This window comes from Neoroseomonas eburnea, assembly GCF_018129005.1.
In the GTDB taxonomy this organism is placed as follows: Bacteria; Pseudomonadota; Alphaproteobacteria; order Acetobacterales; family Acetobacteraceae; genus Neoroseomonas; species Neoroseomonas eburnea.
Genome location: NZ_JAAEDL010000005.1, coordinates 1 through 16099, shown reverse-complemented (window position 1 = coordinate 16099; position 16099 = coordinate 1). Strand labels below are relative to the sequence as shown.

General features: G+C 70.7%; 19 protein-coding genes. 5 read left to right on the top strand and 14 right to left on the bottom strand.

From position 1 onward, the window contains the following. Nucleotides 1-23: 23 nt before the first annotated feature. The 5 genes from GXW74_RS06595 to GXW74_RS06575 all read right to left on the bottom strand — a co-directional run bounded on the left by GXW74_RS06595 (nt 24) and on the right by GXW74_RS06575 (nt 7139). Nucleotides 24-1730: a GMC family oxidoreductase gene (locus GXW74_RS06595; protein WP_211845689.1), complete on the bottom strand. Its 1707-nt coding sequence runs from the start codon at nt 1728-1730 to the stop codon at nt 24-26. Between the two features lie 66 nt (nt 1731-1796). Then, nucleotides 1797-3041 (bottom strand): M28 family peptidase, encoded by a 1245-nt coding sequence (locus GXW74_RS06590; RefSeq protein WP_211845688.1) that lies wholly within the window; start codon nt 3039-3041, stop codon nt 1797-1799. Then, nucleotides 3038-3961, bottom strand: coding sequence for a Bug family tripartite tricarboxylate transporter substrate binding protein (locus GXW74_RS06585; RefSeq protein WP_211845687.1), 924 nt, complete (start codon nt 3959-3961; stop codon nt 3038-3040). Before GXW74_RS06585 ends, GXW74_RS06590 begins: the two co-directional genes overlap by 4 nt. A gap of 227 nt (nt 3962-4188) precedes the next feature. After that, a complete protein-coding gene (locus GXW74_RS06580; protein WP_211845686.1) occupies nt 4189-5469 on the bottom strand; it encodes an ArgE/DapE family deacylase in 1281 nt (426 codons plus the stop codon). Nucleotides 5470-5564: 95 nt separating this feature from the next. After that, nucleotides 5565-7139 carry an ABC transporter substrate-binding protein gene (locus GXW74_RS06575; RefSeq protein ID WP_246523008.1) on the bottom strand — a complete coding sequence of 525 codons (1575 nt, stop codon included), beginning with the start codon at nt 7137-7139 and terminating at the stop codon, nt 5565-5567. Nucleotides 7140-7385: 246 nt separating this feature from the next. Here GXW74_RS06575 and GXW74_RS06570 point away from each other — a divergent pair, with 246 nt between their 5' ends. From GXW74_RS06570 to GXW74_RS06560, 3 genes are read left to right on the top strand one after another with little or no spacing between them, the layout of a single operon-like run. Beyond that, entirely contained in the window at nt 7386-7862 is a 477-nt protein-coding gene (locus tag GXW74_RS06570; RefSeq protein WP_211845684.1) for a VOC family protein, read from the top strand. Next, on the top strand, nt 7859-8212 hold the full coding sequence (locus tag GXW74_RS06565; RefSeq protein ID WP_211845683.1) for a DUF1428 domain-containing protein: 354 nt from the start codon (nt 7859-7861) through the stop codon (nt 8210-8212). The genes GXW74_RS06570 and GXW74_RS06565 overlap by 4 nt, the downstream gene beginning before the upstream one ends. A gap of 2 nt (nt 8213-8214) precedes the next feature. Next, entirely contained in the window at nt 8215-8679 is a 465-nt protein-coding gene (locus GXW74_RS06560) for an SRPBCC family protein (RefSeq protein ID WP_211845682.1), read from the top strand. Between the two features lie 142 nt (nt 8680-8821). On the opposite strand, the gene GXW74_RS06555 is transcribed toward GXW74_RS06560, so the two are convergent. Further along, on the bottom strand, nt 8822-9196 hold the full coding sequence (locus tag GXW74_RS06555) for an ArsC family reductase (RefSeq protein ID WP_211845681.1): 375 nt from the start codon (nt 9194-9196) through the stop codon (nt 8822-8824). On the opposite strand from GXW74_RS06555, the gene GXW74_RS06550 reads away from it, so the two are divergent. After that, nucleotides 9173-9532: a dihydrofolate reductase family protein gene (locus GXW74_RS06550; protein ID WP_211845680.1), complete on the top strand. Its 360-nt coding sequence runs from the start codon at nt 9173-9175 to the stop codon at nt 9530-9532. The genes GXW74_RS06555 and GXW74_RS06550 overlap by 24 nt on opposite strands. A gap of 4 nt (nt 9533-9536) precedes the next feature. Beyond that, nucleotides 9537-10196: a glutathione S-transferase family protein gene (locus tag GXW74_RS06545; protein ID WP_211845679.1), complete on the top strand. Its 660-nt coding sequence runs from the start codon at nt 9537-9539 to the stop codon at nt 10194-10196. A gap of 141 nt (nt 10197-10337) precedes the next feature. On the opposite strand, the gene GXW74_RS06540 is transcribed toward GXW74_RS06545, so the two are convergent. The 8 genes from GXW74_RS06540 to GXW74_RS06505 all read right to left on the bottom strand — a co-directional run bounded on the left by GXW74_RS06540 (nt 10338) and on the right by GXW74_RS06505 (nt 16009). Continuing rightward, nucleotides 10338-11612, bottom strand: a complete 1275-nt coding sequence (locus GXW74_RS06540) for a M20/M25/M40 family metallo-hydrolase (protein ID WP_211845678.1) — start codon at nt 11610-11612, stop codon at nt 10338-10340. 181 nt (nt 11613-11793) lie between these two features. Further along, nucleotides 11794-12420: an SCO family protein gene (locus GXW74_RS06535; protein WP_211845677.1), complete on the bottom strand. Its 627-nt coding sequence runs from the start codon at nt 12418-12420 to the stop codon at nt 11794-11796. Between the two features lie 9 nt (nt 12421-12429). Next, complete coding sequence (locus GXW74_RS06530) at nt 12430-12924, bottom strand: copper chaperone PCu(A)C (protein ID WP_211845676.1); 495 nt, start codon at nt 12922-12924, stop codon at nt 12430-12432. 219 nt (nt 12925-13143) lie between these two features. After that, entirely contained in the window at nt 13144-14748 is a 1605-nt protein-coding gene (tnpC, locus tag GXW74_RS06525; protein ID WP_408903859.1) for an IS66 family transposase, read from the bottom strand. Nucleotides 14749-14793: 45 nt separating this feature from the next. Beyond that, nucleotides 14794-15141 (bottom strand): IS66 family insertion sequence element accessory protein TnpB, encoded by a 348-nt coding sequence (gene tnpB, locus GXW74_RS06520; RefSeq protein ID WP_211845674.1) that lies wholly within the window; start codon nt 15139-15141, stop codon nt 14794-14796. Beyond that, nucleotides 15141-15596 (bottom strand): IS66-like element accessory protein TnpA, encoded by a 456-nt coding sequence (gene tnpA / locus GXW74_RS28330; RefSeq protein WP_272877239.1) that lies wholly within the window; start codon nt 15594-15596, stop codon nt 15141-15143. Before tnpA ends, tnpB begins: the two co-directional genes overlap by 1 nt. A 30-nt stretch (nt 15597-15626) precedes the next feature. After that, a complete protein-coding gene (locus GXW74_RS06510) occupies nt 15627-15869 on the bottom strand; it encodes a hypothetical protein (protein WP_211845672.1) in 243 nt (80 codons plus the stop codon). 29 nt (nt 15870-15898) lie between these two features. Continuing rightward, nucleotides 15899-16009, bottom strand: coding sequence for a YnfA family protein (locus GXW74_RS06505; protein WP_338148165.1), 111 nt, complete (start codon nt 16007-16009; stop codon nt 15899-15901). Nucleotides 16010-16099: the final 90 nt, after the last annotated feature.

Below are 16099 nucleotides of genomic sequence, written 5' to 3'. Positions count from 1 at the left end.
GGCCTCATTCGGTCGCCTGGCGATCACCCCGCCTCGGCGAGGATCGCGTCCGCCATCTTCTCGGCCGTCATCAGCGTCGGGAAATTGGTGTTGGCCGAAGGCACCACCGGGAAGACAGAAGCATCGACCACGCGCAGCCCCTGCACCCCGCGCACCCGTCCCGCCGGGTCCACCACCGCCATCGGATCCGTCTCCGCCCCCATGCGGCAGGAACAGGAGGCGTGCCAGACGCCGATCGTCGCCTTGCGGATGAAGGCCTCCAGCGCCTCCTCGTCTTCCATCACCTCGCGGAAGCGGAAGCCCTCGATGACGAAGCGGTCGATGAAGGTGCGGCGCAGCGCCGCCGGCCCGTCGAGGAACTTCGCGATGATCGAGGTGAGGATGCGGTTCTTCGTGTTCACCACGCCGATCCTCCGCACGCGGTCCGAATAGGCCGCCGGGAAAGGATCGGCCGTCACGGCGGCGAGCGGCGGGCTGAGCACCAGCGATGCCGCGAGCCGGAAGCCGATCATCAGCCTTTCGAGGTCGCGCCGGTCCGAGAGCAGGTTGAACTCGACATCCGGATGCGCCCGCCAGTCGGTGGAGACCAGCCGCACCTGGCCGCGCTGCGAGTAGGTCTTGTTCACCCATGTCAGCATCGAGGCGATCTGCTCGCCCACCGCGTGCCAGGCGGACTTGCTGGCCACCGACATGAACATGTCGCCCGCCGGCGCGCCCTCGATGCCGGAGGAGAAGCGCAGGCCGACCAGCATGTGGCGGCGAAGCTCCGTGCGGTTCAGCCGCGCCTCCGGCCGCACGAAGGAGGAGAGCGAGATGGCCGGGTGGTCCATCAGACCCTGTCCCACGCCCGGCAGGTCGGCGCGCACCTCGATCCCGTGCTCCTTCAGATGGGCCGCCGGGCCGATGCCCGCGCGCATCAGATGCGCCGGGGAGTGGATCGCGCCGGTGCAGAGGATCACCTGCCGCCCGCGGAACTCCTGTTCCTGCCCCTTCACGAGCGCGCGGATGCCGACGCAGCGCGTGCCCTCGAAGAGCAGGCCCATCACCTGCGTCTCGGTGGACAGCGCCAGGTTCGGCCGCCTGCGCGTCTCGGCGTCGAGGTAGCCGATCGCGGCCGAGACACGCGTCTCGGTCACGTTCACGGTCAGCGGGAAAAAGCCATCCTCGAAGGCGCCGTTCTGGTCGGGCAGCGCCTTGAAGCCGGACTGGCGGAAGGCCTCCGCCGCCGCCCGCGAATGCAGCGGCCACTGCGCCTCCGGGATGCGCCGGACGGGGATGCGGCCTTCGCGCCCATGCCATTCATTGTCGAAGTCGAGGTCGCGCTCGACCTTCCTGAAGTAGGGCAGGACGGCATCCCAGCCCCACCCGGCGGCGCCGCGCTGCTCCCATTCGTCGTGGTCGTGCGGCGCGCCGCGGTTGGCCATCTGCCCGTTGATCGACGAACCGCCGCCCAGCACCCGCGCCTGCTCGTACTTGCGCAGCGGCGGGCGGTCCATGTTCGGGTTGTTGTGGGAGACGACCTGGGTGCGGACCTTGAGCTCCGTCCAGTGAAAGCGGGGGTCGAAATAGGCCTGGCCCGGATAGGTATCGAGGATGGTCGCAGGCTCCTGGCCCGGCGGCGTGTCCGGCCCCGCCTCGCAGAGCAGCACCTTGTTCGCGCCCGGCGTGGACAGCCGGTGCGCCAGCACGGAGCCGGCCGAGCCACCGCCGACGATGATGATGTCGTACAAATCCGTTTCCCCCGTTTCGACCGCGCAAGCCTACCGCCTGCGGCGCGGCGCGCCAGCGGGGGGGCGTCAACGCAGCGCGGCGAGGGCCTCGGCGGGGGCGGTCAGCGCCCCCCACAGCAGGGCGCCGGCGGCGATCGTCGCCGCCTTGAGCTCCTGCACCGGCACGATGGCGCGCGTGTCGGCGGCGGTCAGCAGGAAGCGCAGCGCACTGTCCGGCGCGTCGAAGCCGGCGACCAGCCGCGCGGCGGGGATGCCGTGGGCGGCGAAATTGGCGTGGTCGGAATTCGTCATCAGCGGCAGGTGCGTGCGCAGCGGCAGCCCCGCCTTCGCCGCCGCGCCGCGCAGGAAAGGGCCGAGGGCGGCGAAGCCGCTGGTCAGCGCGGTGAGCGACGGCCCGCCGGCGATCGAATCGAGGTTGAGATTCAGCGCCATGCGAGCGCGCCGTTCCGCCGGCAGCGCGGCGAGCCAGGCGCGCGATCCGGCCAGCGCCCATTCCTCGGCGCCGAAGATGCAGAGCGTGAGGCCGCGCGGGCAGCCTTCGACGAAAGGCGCCGCCGCGCGTGCGAGCGACAGCGCCGCCGCCAGCCCCGTCCCGTTGTCGATCGCGCTCTCCCCGAGCGGATGCCCGTCGAGATGCGCCGAGAGCACGACCCGATCCGGCCCGCGTCCCGGCAGGTCCAGCACCAGGGTCGGCGTCGTCGCGGCGTGGTCCTCGCCGAGCAGCGTGATGCGCAGCCGCCGCCCTTCCGCCAGCAGCGCGCCCGCCTCCGCCGAGATGCCGAGTGCCGGGATCCCCTCCCCGCCCGCGCGCCCGGAGGACCCCGAGACCGGCCCGACGCCTGGCTCCGGCTGCACGATCAGGAAGGCCGCGGCACCCGCCGCCGTCGCCGCCGCGAGCTTCGCGCGGCGATGCACCGTCCAGGCGGCGAAGGGGTATTCGTGGCGCGCCAGCACCGCGCGGCCCCCCACCTCGGCCGCCGCCACCTGCTCCGGCGCGCCGCGGCCGAGGTCGAGGGTTTCGACCGCCAGCCCCTCCCGCGGGGTGGACGCGGCGCCGAGCAGCGGCGCGCAGGCCAGCTCCCGCCCGGATGCGAGATCCGTCACGCGCGCCTCGTGGCAGGTCCAGCCGGCATAGGGCACGGGCTCGTCGCGCACCTCGCCGATCGCCGCCATGCGCCCGGCCAGCACGGCGAAGCCGCGCGCGGCGCTGTCGCTGCCCTGCAGCCGGCCGCCGGCCTCGCAGATCGCGGCGAAATCCTGCGCGAGAAGCCGATCGGCGGCGAGGCGGCCGAGAAAGGCCTCGAGGCTCACTGCACCGCGATGCCGCGCGCGCGCACCACCTCGCGCCAGCGCACCAGGTCCTCGGCGATGCGTTGGCCGAAGGGCCCCGGCCCGTCGCTGCGTGGGATGACGGCCAGCGCCTCCAGCCGCGGGCCGAGTTCCGGCGCGGCGAGGATGCCCGGCATGGCCTCGGCGATCCTGCGGATCACCGGTTCGGGTGTGCCGCGCGGCGCCAGCAGCCCCCACCAATGCTCCGCCACCAGGTCGATGCCCTGCTCGCGGAAGGTCGGGATGTCGGGGTGGCTGCGCAGCCGTTCGTTCGCCATCACGCCGAGCGCCCGGATCTGCCCCGAGGTCAGCTGCGGCGCGGCGGAGGCAATCGTGACGAAGACCGTGTGCAGGTTCCCCGCCGCAAGGTCCTGGATGGCCGGCCCGCCGCCGCGATAGGGCACATGGGTGATCTGCGTGCCGGTGGCCGACTGGAACAGTTCCCCCATCAGGTGGGAGGCCGCGCCGACGCCGCCGGAGCCGAAGGTGTAGTGCCCCGGCCGCGCCTTCGCGAGCGCCGCGAATTCCGCCGCATCGCGCGCCGGCAGGGAGGGATGGGCAAAGACCAGCAGCGGCGCCGCGCCGACCATCGCGACCGGCACCAGGTCCTTCTCCACGTCGTAGGGCATGCGCGACTGCAAGGCGGGCACGATGGTGTAGGGCAGGTCGGCGAGCAGCAGGGTGTAGCCATCCGCCGGCGAGCGCGCGACGTACTCGGTGCCGAGCATCGAGCCGGCGCCGGAGCGGTTCTCCACCACCACCGGCTGGCCGAGCGCGGCGCCGAGCCCCGGCTGGATCAGCCGCGCCAGCACGTCCGACGATCCGCCGGGCGCGAAGGGCACGACGAGGCGCAGCGGCCGCGTCGGCCAGTCCTGCGCCTGGGCCGCAGGCGCGGCGAGCATCGCCCCCGCCGCCGCGCCGAGCAGCGCGCGCCTGCCTGTCGCCGCGCCCGCGCCGCACGGATCCACCCCGTGCGGCGCGGGCTTCAGAGCCCGTCTGAAAAGTCCCGCACCGGCCCGCGCCCTCACCCGGCCACCCAGGTCAGTATCCCGGAACGGGTGGCCGGGTGGGGGCGCGGGCCGGCGCCGGAGATGGAAAAGCGCCGCACGGCGCTTTTCCAGCCAGATTCTCAGCCGCGCGGGCGCAGCCCGCACCAGTCGGCGATGAAGGTCGCGATCGTCAGCGTGCATGTCCGAAGGTCCTCGATCGAAGTCCGTTCGTCGAAGCCGTGCGCCACTTCCCCCTTCGGACCGTAGCAGAGGCCCGGGATGCCGAAATAGAGGCCGTAGTAGCGCGTATCGTTCACGGCGGTGGTGCGGCGTTCCGGCAGTTCGCCGCCATGCACGGAGGCATGCGCTGCGGCGAGCACGGCCTCGGCCTCGCTGCCGGGCTCGAGCACATAGGGGTCGGTCTGGAAGCCGGTCCAGATGATCTCGGGCGGGTTGTTCGCCATGAAGGCATCGCCCGTCGCCGCCGCCTTCACGCAGGCCTCGATGCCCGCCATCGCCTCCTCCGGCGTCATGCCGGGGACCAGGCCGATGCGGCAATCCACCTCGCACCAGGCTGGCGTCGAGGACGCCCAGTCGCCGCCGCGGATGATGCCGGGGTTGAACTTGATCGGGTCCTTGATGTCGGCGTACCAGGGGTTGGACTTGGCGGCCTCGTTCAGCGTCCTGGTATGCGCGTAGAGCTCGTTGATCAGCGCATAGGCCGACATGATGGCATTGGTGCCGTCCTGGGCCACCGCGACATGCACCGGCACGCCGCGCACGCGCAGGCGGAACCAGATGGTGCCGGTCTGGGTGCGGGTGATGGTGTGGCCGGTGGGCTCCGGCACCAGCGCGGCCTCGGCGCGGTAGCCGCGCAGCAGGGTCGCGAGCGCGCCGTTGCCGGTGCTTTCCTCCTCGGTCACCGTTTCGAGATAGACATCGGCCGCCGGCTCGAACCCCGCGGCGCGGATGGCGTCCATGGCGAAGACCATGCAGGCGACGCCGGCCTTCATGTCATGCGCGCCACGGCCATACATCCAGCCGTCGCGGATCACCGCGGCATAGGGCGGGTGGGTCCACATCTCGTGCGGGCCTTCCGGCACGACATCGATATGGCCCTGCAGGATCAGGCTGCGGCCGGTCGCGTCCTTCGGCCGGTGCGCGGCGACCACCTGCACGCTGCCGGCGGGATCGACGCCGACCATCGGCGCCATCTTCGGGTGGTCCGGCACATCGGCGATGGTGAAGCGGTCGACCGCATAGCCGCGGCCCGCCATCTGCCGCGCGAACCAATCCTGCAACGGCGCTTCCTGCCCGCGCAGGGAGGGGAAGCGCACCAGTTCCTGCAGGAACTCCACCTGCTTGCCGAAGCCCGCGTCGATGGCGGCGGCGATGCGGGAACGGGCTTCGGCGTCAGGCATGTCTCTCTCGATCCTTCTCAGGACCGCCCGAGTCGCACTCCGGAGCGGCGGGCGCCGGTGGCCCGGCGCCTGCCCTCCTTCGGCGATCCGACGGTTCATCCCGGCGGGCGCGCATGCACCGCCGAGGTGTGGTTGACGGGAGAGGGATCGTAGACGACCCGGTCGCGACGACCAGCCCATGTGTTGCGCAGGAAGATGACGGGCAGCACCCCCTTGTCCTCGAGCAGGGCGCGCGCTGCCTGCTGCGTCAGCACCTGGCGCCGCTCCGGGTCCATCGTGGTCAGTGCGAGACGCACCGGCTCGTCGATCGCCGGGTTGGAGTAGCGCTGGCGGTTGAACGGACCGAGTCCGAGGTCCGGATTGCGCGTCGCCACCACCTGCCGCAGCGGGTTGATGGTCAGGTAGCTGCTGAAATAGGTCATGAAGAGCGAGAATTCCCGGTTCGTCGCGCGGGTGAACAGATTGGCCGGCGGCAGCGCCTGCACCGTCGTCTCGATCCCCGCGCGGGTGAATTGCTGGGCCAGCGCCTGCAGCAGGTTCTGGTCGGAGGGAAAGAATCCGTTCGGGCCATGGATCGTGAGGCGGAAGCCGTCCGGGTAGCCGGCCTCGGCCAGCAGCGCGCGGGCGCGGGCGACGTCGTGCGGCAAGGGCGGCAGGTTCGGCAGGCGGTGCTCCGCGATCGGTGACGCGAACTGGTCGGCCGGCGTCGCCAGCCCCTGGTACAGCCGCGTCGCGATGGCCTCCCGGTTGATGGCGAGCGACAGCGCCTCCCGCACGCGGCGATCCGCCAGCGGGTTGCGCGGCAGCGGGTTGCCCTGGCGGTCGGCGACGAAGGGCGAGGTGTCGCGCATCGAATCCGGGAAGAGGTAGACGAAGGTCACGCTGTCCACCTCGAACAGCGCGAAGCGCGGCTCGCGGCGTAGGTTCTCGACATCCTGCACCGGCACGTAGTCGATCAGGTCCACCTCGCCGGCGAGCAGCGCGGCGGTGCGCGAGGCGGCCTGCGGGATGAAGCGGATGGTCACGCGGTCCCAGGGCTCGGGCGGGCCCCAGTAGGTCGGGTTGCGCACGATCTCCATCCGTTCGTTCTGCGCGAAGGAGACCAGGCGATACGGCCCGGTGCCGATCGCCAGCCGCCCGCTGGTGAAGTCGGCCGTCGCCGGGTTCGTGCCGTGGATGCGGCGGGACAGGATGAAGGGTGCGGCCATGTCGAAATGCATCAGCGGGTTCGGCTCATGCGTGCGGATGCGGATCGTCGTCGGGTCGACGATCTCGACCGCGCTGATGGTGCGCACCGCGGGGGTGTACAGCGCCGGGCTGTTCGGCACCGTCGGGATGCGTGCGAAGGTGTAGGAGATGTCGTCGGCCTCGAAGGGCGTGCCGTCGTGGAAGCGCACGCCCTGGCGCAGCTTTACCTCCCAGGTCAGATCGTCGATCGCGCGCATGGATTCCGCCAGCCGCGGCTGCGGCACCGCGCGGTTGTCCAGTTCGAAGAGACGCTCAAAGATCTGCATGAGCATCATCGTGTTGTTGGTGGTGTTGTGGTAGTGCGGATCAAGCGCCGAGGGCGGCGTCTGCACGCCCATGGTCAGCGTGCGCTGCGCCGAAGCCGGCGCGGCAAGCGCGAAAGCGAGCGCCGCGACCGCGGCCCCGAGCGTCCTCTTCACCATTCCGTTCCTCCCTGTGGCCGGTCTGCCGCCGGCCATCGCGGGAAGCCTCCGCTGCGCGCGCAGCGCGCGTCAAGCGCGGCGTCGCGGGCGCGCGATGCGGCGGCATCAGCGCCTCCACGCGCGCGACGGGGTCGCCGGCCGACGGCGACCCTCCGTGCGTCCGCATCATCACGCGGAGGTGACGCCTTTGCCCTTGCCGATCCTAAACTCGTTAGTTAAGCATTAGACAGCCAGGAGGACGCCGCCATGACCACCGACGCCGTGATGCCCTGCCTCTGGTTCGACGGCACCGCCGAGGAGGCGGCGCGCCACTACTGCGCCGTGATCCCGGGCTCCGCCATCCGCAACGTGGTGCGCCAGGCCGGCGGCGCCGCCTTCGTCGTCGAGTTCGACCTGGGCGGGCGGTCCTGCCTGGCGCTGAACGGCAGGCAGGGCATGGGCTTCACCCACGCCCTTTCGCTCGTCGTCACCTGCGCCGACCAGGCGGAGCTCGACCGCGTGTGGGACGGGCTGGTGGAAGGCGGCGCGCCGCAACGCTGCGGCTGGCTGACGGACCGTTACGGCGTCTCCTGGCAGGTGGTGCCGGCCGGCCTCGGCCGGATGATGCGCCAGGGCGAGGAGGCGCAGCGCGGCCGGCTGATGGCCGCGCTCATGCCGATGGTGAAGCTCGACATCGCAACCCTGGAAGCCGCCTGGGCGGCGAAGGAAGGAGCAGACGCATGACCTATGTCGACGGCTTCGTGCTGGCCGTGCCGAACGCGAACCGCGAGGCCTATCGCCGCCATGCGGAGGAATTCGCGCCGCGCTTCCGCGAACAGGGTGCGATCGCCATGGTGGAATGCTGGGGCGACGACGTGCCGGACGGCAAGCTCACCTCCTTCCCCATGGCGGTGAAGTGCGGGCCGGAGGAGACGGTCGTCTTCTCCTGGATCACCTGGCCGTCGAAGGAGGTGCGCGACGCCGGCTGGGCGAAGATCATGGCCGACAAGTCGATGCAGATGGATCCCGCCGCCATGCCCTTCGACGGCCAGCGCATGATCTATGGCGGCTTCCGCACCATCGTGGAGCAGTGAGCATGACGCACGACACGAAGCTCGACCTGGTGCTGGAGCGGAAGATCGACCTTCCCGTCGCGCCCCTCTGGGCCTGCTGGACACGGCCCGAGCTGCTGAAGCAGTGGTTCTGCCCCCTGCCCTGGCGCGTGACGGAAGCGGAGATGGACCTCCGCCCCGGCGGCATCTTCAGCACGCTGATGCGCGGACCGGACGGCGAGGAGCACCCCAATGTCGGCTGCTTCCTCGAAGTGGTGACGGAACGCCGCCTGGTCTTCACCGACGCGATGCTGCCGGGCTTCCGCCCGGCGCGCGAAGCCTTCATGACCGGGATCGTCGTCTTCGAGCCGAACGGCAGCGGCACGCATTACCGCGCCGCGGCGCTGCACGCGACGGCCGAGGCACGCGAGAAGCACGAGGCGATGGGCTTCCACGAGGGCTGGGGCAAGGCGACGGACCAGCTCGTCGCGCTGGCGCGCAGCCTGTAGCGCCCCGGTGGCCGCCGGAGCGGAGGCGCGCCGCCCGTCTTCCCGGGCGGCGCGCCGGCAGGAGCCACCTCCGCGCAGGCGGAATCCTCCGGCCTGGGATCGTGGCGGCAGGGGCTCGCCTGCTGTCGGCCCCGGTCGCCTGCTATCCGACCTGCACTCGCCGCCCGCCGAGCGCGCCCGCGTAGCGCGCCGGGTCGAAGCCGACGAGGATCTCCTCGCCGACGGTGAGCACCGGCCGCTTGATCATTCCGGGCTGGGCGAGCATCAGCGCGATCGCCTTCGTCTCGGTGAGGTCCTGTCTCTCCGCCTCGGGCAGCTTGCGGAAGGTGGTGCCGGCGCGGTTGAGCAGCTTCTCCCAGCCGACCTTCCTCGCCCAGCTCTCCAGCGTCGCGCGGTCGATGCCGGCGGTCCTGTAGTCATGGAAGGCGTGCGCGACGCCGTGCTGCTCGAGCCAGGCGCGCGCCTTCTTCATGGTGTCGCAGTTCCTGATGCCGTGGATGGTGGCGGGCTCGGTCAAGATCGGCCTCCTGCGGATCGGTCGTCGCCGGATGCTACGCCGATTCGCCCGGCCGCGGCGCGCATCGCCGGCCCCGACATCGCCGGCGAGGTCGCGCGGCTGAAACGGGAAGCGCGGGGCAACATCTTCGCCTTCAGCGGCGCGGGGCTGGCGAACAGCCTGCTCGCGCATGACGTGGTCGACGAGATGCGGCTGATGGTCGCGCCGCTGCTGTTCGGCGACGGCAAGCGTCTCTTCGCCGATGGGCGGCCCGCGGCCGTCTTCGCGCTGATGGATGCGAGGCCGCTCGACACCGGCTCCGTCATCCTGCGCTACCGTCGCACACGGGAGGGCTGAGGCCATGCCGCTGACACTTCACGCACATCCTTTCTCGGCCTACTGCCAGAAGGCACTGGTCGCGCTCTACGAGAACGCGACCCCCTTCGCCTTCCGCCATGTCGACTTCGGGAAGGAAGCCGATGCGGCGGCCCTCGCCGCGCTGTGGCCCTTCCGGAAATTCCCGGTGCTGGAGGACGGCGCCACGGTGGTGCCCGAGGCGACGATCATCATCGAGCATCTCGACCGCCACCACCCGGGACCCGTGCGCTTCCTGCCCGACGACGCCGATGCGGCGCTGGAGGCGCGGCTGATCGACCGCGTGGTGGACAACTACCTGATGACGCCGATGCAGAAGGTGGTGCTGGACGCGATCCGCCCACCGGAGGCGCGCGACGCTTTCGGCGTGGACCAGGCGCGGGCGGTGATCGGAACGGCCTATGCCTGGCTCGATACCCGGCTCGCCGGGCGGGAATGGGCCGCCGGGGATGCCTTCAGCCTGGCCGATTGCGGCGCCGCGCCCGGATTGCTCTATGCGGACTGGGCGCACCCCATCCCGTTACGCCTCGCGACCCTGCGCGCCTACCGCACGCGGCTGCTCGCGCGGCCGTCCTATGCACGGGCACTGGATGAGGCGCGACCCTACCGGCACCTGTTTCCGCTGGGGGATCCGGGGCGGGATTGAGGCCGACGGGCCTTCCCGCCGGCGAGGCCCCGGCGGCATCCAGCGCCGGGCCCGCGAAACCGGCGCCGCCATGGGGGTCAACCGGCCGGCCGGCGCGGCATCAGCCGCCTGTCCAGACCTCGCCCTCGGCAGCGCGGCGCATCACGTCGCTTCTGACGGCCCGGCCTGCACCGACAGGTAGTCGATGACGCACATCGCCTGCAGCTTGAGGACGTTGATCGCCTCATCGAGCGTGACGTGCTCGTCGTCCGTCCCCATGCTGAGCGGCGAGGGTCCGCAGATCACGGCAGGAATGCCCCGCCAGCGCCAGTAGCGCGCATCGGTGCCGCCCAGGCTGCACACCGGCGGCGCGTCGACACCCAGCAGCGCCTTCATGTTGTCGCGCAGGATCAACGCCAGCTCGCCATCGGGCTCGGTGCCGCTGGCGGGATAGCTGTGGTCCTCGTTGATCGCCAGGGTGCAGCCGAATTCCTCCGCCAGGCCGGGCAGTTCCGCGCGCACCCGGTCGAGGTCGGGGCCATAGGGGACGCGGATGTCCACATGCACGGTGCAGGCGGTCGGGATCTGCGTCGCCTTGCGCCCGCCCTCGATGATGCCGGCGTTGACGGTGATGCGCAGCGCGTTGTCGGCCGCCCCCTGCCCCAGGATCGCATCGGCCGCGGCGATGCTTGCCGGATCGCGCAGGATGGCCACGATCTCCTCCGGCATCTCCGCAAACCGGAGGTGATAGCGGTCGTAGAGCGCCTGGGTCGCGCCGACGATCTGCCGGATCGGGTTGTTCGCGCGGTGCGGATAGCCGCCATGCCCGCCCGGCCCGGTGGCCGAGAGGGCGAAGCGCAGCGTCCCCTTCTCGAGGAAGCGGATATTGCCGAGACCGCTCGGCTCCCCGTTCAGGCAGGCATCACCGGCGATCTCATCCGCATGGTTGTCAAAGAGGAACCTCGTGCCGTAGCGCCCGCCGGATTGCTCGTCCGACACCACGGTCAGGGTCAGCTTGCCGAACAGCCGGTCGCGATAGGGATAGAGCAGTCCGTAGGTGAGGATGGAGGCCAGCGTCCCGGTCTTCATGTCCGACGCACCGCGCGCGACGATGCGGTCGCCCTCGATCTCCGCGGCCCAGAGCCGGTCGTCGGAGACCGGGAAGACATCCATGTGCCCGTTCAGCACCAGGTGCCGACCGACATAGGGCGCGTGCCAGCAGGAGATGATGTTGGGCATGTCCTCCCGCGCCGCGACGGTACGGTGTTCCAGCCCGAAGCGGTCGAGGATGCCGCGCACGAAATCCGCCGCCTCGCGTGTGTCGCCCGGCGGGTTGGCGCTGCGGATGCGCAGGAAGTCCTGCAGCAGCGCGATGACGTCGTCGCGCCGGGCGTCAATGTGGCGGCAGAGCGCGGCCTTGAGACCGGCGGCGGTCATTACTCCCACTCGATCGTCAATTGCCAGTCCAAGATCCTGATTCATGGCAATTTTTCCCATCAGGAAACGTAAAATACCGTCGTCCATACCGTCAGTTCGAGGCGCCGAAACGGCATGGGCGTCGCGGCGAGCTCTCCGCACCAATGGCGGGCCTACCCACGATACTCCGCATCACCGCTCGTTACCCCCGCCCCACCAGCATCCGCAGCTTCTCCAACGCCACTCGCTCGGTCTCCTTGTGGTCGATCGTCCCAGCGAACCGGCCGGACGCGTCGAGCAGGAAAACGCTCGCCGAATGGTCCATCGTGTAGCTCCCGCCCTCCAACGGCACGCGCCGATAGTAGACTCGGAAGCTGCGGGCTGCGTCGGCGATCTGCGCCTCGGTCCCCGACAGGCCGACGATCCGGGGATCGAAGGCCTGCAGGTACTCCGCCATCGCCTGCGGCGTGTCGCGTTCGGCATCGACACTCACGAACAGCCAGTGCAGCCGGTCGGCATCGGGGCCGAGCGCCTCCATGAAGCCTGTCATGTCACTCAGCGCGGTCGGGCAAACATCCGGGCAATGGGTGAAGCCGAAGAAGATCGCCATCGGCCGGCCGCTGAAATCCCTTTCAGTCACGGCGCGGCCGCGATGATCGGTCAGGCTGAACGGCCCGCCGATCGCCAGGCTCGAAGGGCCGGTCGCAACACGTGGGCGCCCGAGCGGGCCATCGGTCACGAACCAGCCGCCCGTGGTCGCCAGCAGCACGAAGCCAACGGCGGCGACACCGCCCCAGGCCAGCCAGCGCGTCAGGCGCAACAGCTTCATGACACGCCCTCAATGCCCGTCATGGCTGGTGGCTCGCGCACCGGCGGCTTCCACGGCCAGCTCGACCTCGATGCGCCCGGCACGTTCGAACACCAGCGTGAGGGGAATGCGCGCACCCCGCGCGAAGCCGCCCTGCGGGCCGATCAGCATCAGGTGCACGCCGCCGGGGGCGAGGCGCACCGCCTGCCCGGCCGGGATGGCGATGCCGCCGGCGATCGGGCGCATGCGCATGATGTCGTCGGTCATGGTCATCTCGTGCAGTTCGACGGTGCGCACACGCGCCGTCTCCGCGGCGACCAGCCGGTCCGGCACGGCCCCGGTGTTGCGGATGACCATGTAGCCCGCCGCCGTCGGCGCGCGCTCCGCGACCGCGCGCGTCCAGGGATGATCGACAATGAGATCGCCGGCCCGGAATTCATGCGCCAGGGCGGCAGGCAGCGGCAGCGATGAGGCGATGAGGCTCGCGCCGGTCAGCAAGACCGCGCGCAGGAGATGACGACGCATGGAAGGGAACTCCGACAAGGGATGCCATGCGGCCGGCGCCAGGCGCGGACCGCGACGATCAGCCTGTGTGCGGAAGGTCGGGAGGCCCGCGCGCCGGCGGCGGGCCGCGGGCAGGCGGCCTTGCGGGCACCGATGATGCGGTCGGCGCAGGCGGCTCCACCCGCGTCCATGCCGGCAATGGGAGGAACGCTGCGCCCGGCGGCGGCGGGGACGTAAGCGTCAGCCCTGCGACACGGTTTGACGGGTTAGCTTGAAGTTCCAGGGCAGCAACTCGTCGATGCGGTTGATGGGGAGGCCGGCGGCAAGGCGGTCGAGCACGGCGGCGATGTAGGCTTCCGGGTCGAGGCCGTTCAACTTGGCGGTTTCGGCGATGGTGTAGATGATCGCGGCGCGCTGGCCGCCTGCATCGCTGCCGACGAACAGGAAATTCTTGCGCGTGACAGCGATGCCTCGCAGCAGCCGCTCGGATAGGTTGTTGTCGATCGAGAGCCTGCCGTCTTCGGTGTAGCGCGCCAGCGCATCCCAGCGGTTCAGCGCATACTGCAGCGCCTTGGCCAGTGTCGATTTGCCAGAGAGCCGACGCCGCTGCTGCAGCATCCAGGCATGCAGGGCATCGAGCAGCGGCTTGCTCTGCGCCTGGCGTGCGACGCAGCGCTGCTCGGGAGACTGGCCGTTGATGGCCGCCTCGATCGCATAGAGCTCACCGATCCGCCGCAACGCCTCTTTGGCAATCGGCGATTTGGTGCTCTCGTAGACCTTGAACAGCTCGCGCCGTGCATGGGCCATGCAGGCAACATGCGTGATCAGCGGCGGCCTGCTGCCCTTCGCCGCGGTCAGCGCGTCGTAGCCGGCATAGGCGTCGGCGTGCAGCCAGCCCTCGTAGCCGGCCAGATGCTCCCGTGGCCGCTCGCCCTTGCGGTCCGGCGAGTAGCAGTAGAACGCCGCCGGCGGGCCGGTGCCGCGCCAGGGCCTGGGGTCGAAAGCATAGACCCAGAACCGGCCGATGCGCGTTCGGCCTCGCCCTGGGGCGAGGACGCGGATGGTGGTGTCGTCGGTCCAGATCACGCCCTGCGCCAAAGCGTATTTGCCGATCGCCTCGGCCAGGGGCCGCAGCCACCAGGCGCCGTGCCCGACCCAGTCGGCCAGGGTCTGGCGCTCGATCTCCACCCCCTCGCGCGCCAGGATGCCCGAGAGCCGGAACAGCGGCAGGCCATCAAGGTATTTGGAGACCAGCACATGCGCCATCAGGCCGGGCCCGGGGCGGCCCCGCTCGATAGGTAGGGCCGGGACGGGCGCCTGCAGCATCGCCTCGCAGGCCCGGCAGGCATAGCGCGGTCGGACATGCCGGATCACCTTCAGCCTGGCCGGAATCTTCTCCAGCACCTCGGTGACGCTCTCGCCGAGCCGCGTCAGGCGGGCGGGATCGGTGCAGCCGCAGCGACAGGCGAGGACGGGCTCGTGCACCACCGTCTCGCGTGGCAGGTGCTCGGGCAGCGGTCGGCGCGTGGCAGGCTTGCGCTGGTTGCCCGACTTGCCCTTTGTCCGGCGTTCCTTCTCCGCCGCCGCGGCCTCGCGCTCGGCCTGATCCTCCTCGAGGTCGCCGATCAGCATCTCGAGCTGGTCGGCCGCGGCCGCCAGCTTCTCGGAGGACCGGCCGTAGCGGTCGCGCCGCAAGGCTGCGAGCTGGACCTTCAGCTTCTCGATCTCGAAGCCGGCGTTGCGCAACTCGGCATCGCGCTCGGCCAGCGCCGCTTCGCGCTCCGCCAGCAGCGCCCGCAGCGCGGCGATCTCGGCGTCAGGCATGTCGAACGACGCGGCATCCACGCTGCGATTCTACGCGACGCCGTCACCACGGCAATTCCCGATCGGCTACACCGTTGCCGTCGGTCGTGCTGTCCAGGCCGGCATGCGCCAGTCGATCCCTTCCAGCAGCATCGAGAGCATGGCCGGGGTCAGAGAGACGACGCCGTCCTTCGCCTGCGGCCACACGAAGCGGCCCTTCTCCAGCCGCTTGGCCACGAGAACCAGGCCCTGCCCGTCCCAGACCAAAATCTTCAGCAGGTCACCGCGACGTCCACGAAAGCAGAATACCGCGCCGCTGTACGGATCCTGCGCCAGCACCGTCTGCACCAACGCCGCCAGACCATCGAACCCCTTGCGCATGTCCGTCACGCCACAGGCCAGAAACACCCGCGTGCCGGGTGGCGGGCCCAGCATCAGCGGCCACCCAGCTCGGCCAGCACCATGCGCAGCGTTATCACATCGACGGCGCCCGTCACTCGGATGCTGGCGCCGCTCGGCATCACGATCTCCAGGCTGCCCGTCGTCTCCACGACGGCAGACGCCAAGGACGGCGCAGGCAAGGCAGGCGGCGGCTCCGGCATCACCTCGACCGGCGCAAACCCCGCCATCGCCGTCGCCAGCATCTGTTTGCGCCAGGTGTAGAGCTGTCCCGTGCTCACCCCGTGCCGGTCCGCTACCGTCTGCACAACGGCGCCGGGCTCCAGCGTCTCCCGTACAATCCGGAGCCGGTCCTCCGTTGACCAGGCCCGCCGGCGGACCGCCCGCACGCGGACCTCGACTGTCGGATCGGAGCCCACTCCGGAACCGCTCTTACGACCGTCGTATGAGCGGCTTACGAGTGGCGGGGGCGGCGTCGCAGCGTCAGGCATGACCACGACATCCACGACCCACCGTGGTCATCACAAGGCCACGACAGGCTGACGCTTACGCGGGGACATCGCGTCCGGCAACCGGCACAGCGGGCAGTGGTTGGCTGGCGCGGCATCCTGCGTGCCGTCCGCGTCGATGGGTCCCGGCTGGCCGAAGGGCATGCACAGCGTCGCCCGCAGGGCGGCGTCGAAGGCCGCGCGGTCCGCCGCTGCCAGGGCGGGCAGCGGCAGCAGCAACCGGGCGATGATCCCGAACAGGACCAGCGTGGACACCGGCGCACGAAGCTCGGCCCAGACGCGCCTCATGCCTGGCGCGGCCCGTACAGGATGATCAGCGCGCCGGCCACGCAGACGGCCCCGCCGATCAGGTCCCAGCGATCGAGCGCCACGCCCTCGAACAGCCGCAGCCACACTGACCTGACCCCCTAGAAGGGGTCCGCCGGTAATGTAGTCCGGCGGGTGCTTTGGGAGGGTCATCGATGGCGAAGAGGAAGGCGCATACG

Excerpts from the sequence above, each read along its gene's own strand:
- GXW74_RS06585 (WP_211845687.1), bottom strand. The coding sequence starts at position 3,961 with ATGCTCGCCGCGCCTGCGGCCCAGGCGCAGGACTGGCCGACGCGGCCG.
- GXW74_RS06580 (WP_211845686.1), bottom strand. The coding sequence starts at position 5,469 with ATGCCTGACGCCGAAGCCCGTTCCCGCATCGCCGCCGCCATCGACGCG.
- GXW74_RS06575 (WP_246523008.1), bottom strand. The coding sequence starts at position 7,139 with ATGGTGAAGAGGACGCTCGGGGCCGCGGTCGCGGCGCTCGCTTTCGCG.
- GXW74_RS06570 (WP_211845684.1), top strand. The coding sequence starts at position 7,386 with ATGACCACCGACGCCGTGATGCCCTGCCTCTGGTTCGACGGCACCGCC.
- GXW74_RS06565 (WP_211845683.1), top strand. The coding sequence starts at position 7,859 with ATGACCTATGTCGACGGCTTCGTGCTGGCCGTGCCGAACGCGAACCGC.
- GXW74_RS06560 (WP_211845682.1), top strand. The coding sequence starts at position 8,215 with ATGACGCACGACACGAAGCTCGACCTGGTGCTGGAGCGGAAGATCGAC.
- GXW74_RS06545 (WP_211845679.1), top strand. The coding sequence starts at position 9,537 with ATGCCGCTGACACTTCACGCACATCCTTTCTCGGCCTACTGCCAGAAG.
- GXW74_RS06540 (WP_211845678.1), bottom strand. The coding sequence starts at position 11,612 with ATGACCGCCGCCGGTCTCAAGGCCGCGCTCTGCCGCCACATTGACGCC.
- GXW74_RS06535 (WP_211845677.1), bottom strand. The coding sequence starts at position 12,420 with ATGAAGCTGTTGCGCCTGACGCGCTGGCTGGCCTGGGGCGGTGTCGCC.
- GXW74_RS06530 (WP_211845676.1), bottom strand. The coding sequence starts at position 12,924 with ATGCGTCGTCATCTCCTGCGCGCGGTCTTGCTGACCGGCGCGAGCCTC.
- tnpB (WP_211845674.1), bottom strand. The coding sequence starts at position 15,141 with ATGCTGGGCCCGCCACCCGGCACGCGGGTGTTTCTGGCCTGTGGCGTG.
- tnpA (WP_272877239.1), bottom strand. The coding sequence starts at position 15,596 with ATGCCTGACGCTGCGACGCCGCCCCCGCCACTCGTAAGCCGCTCATAC.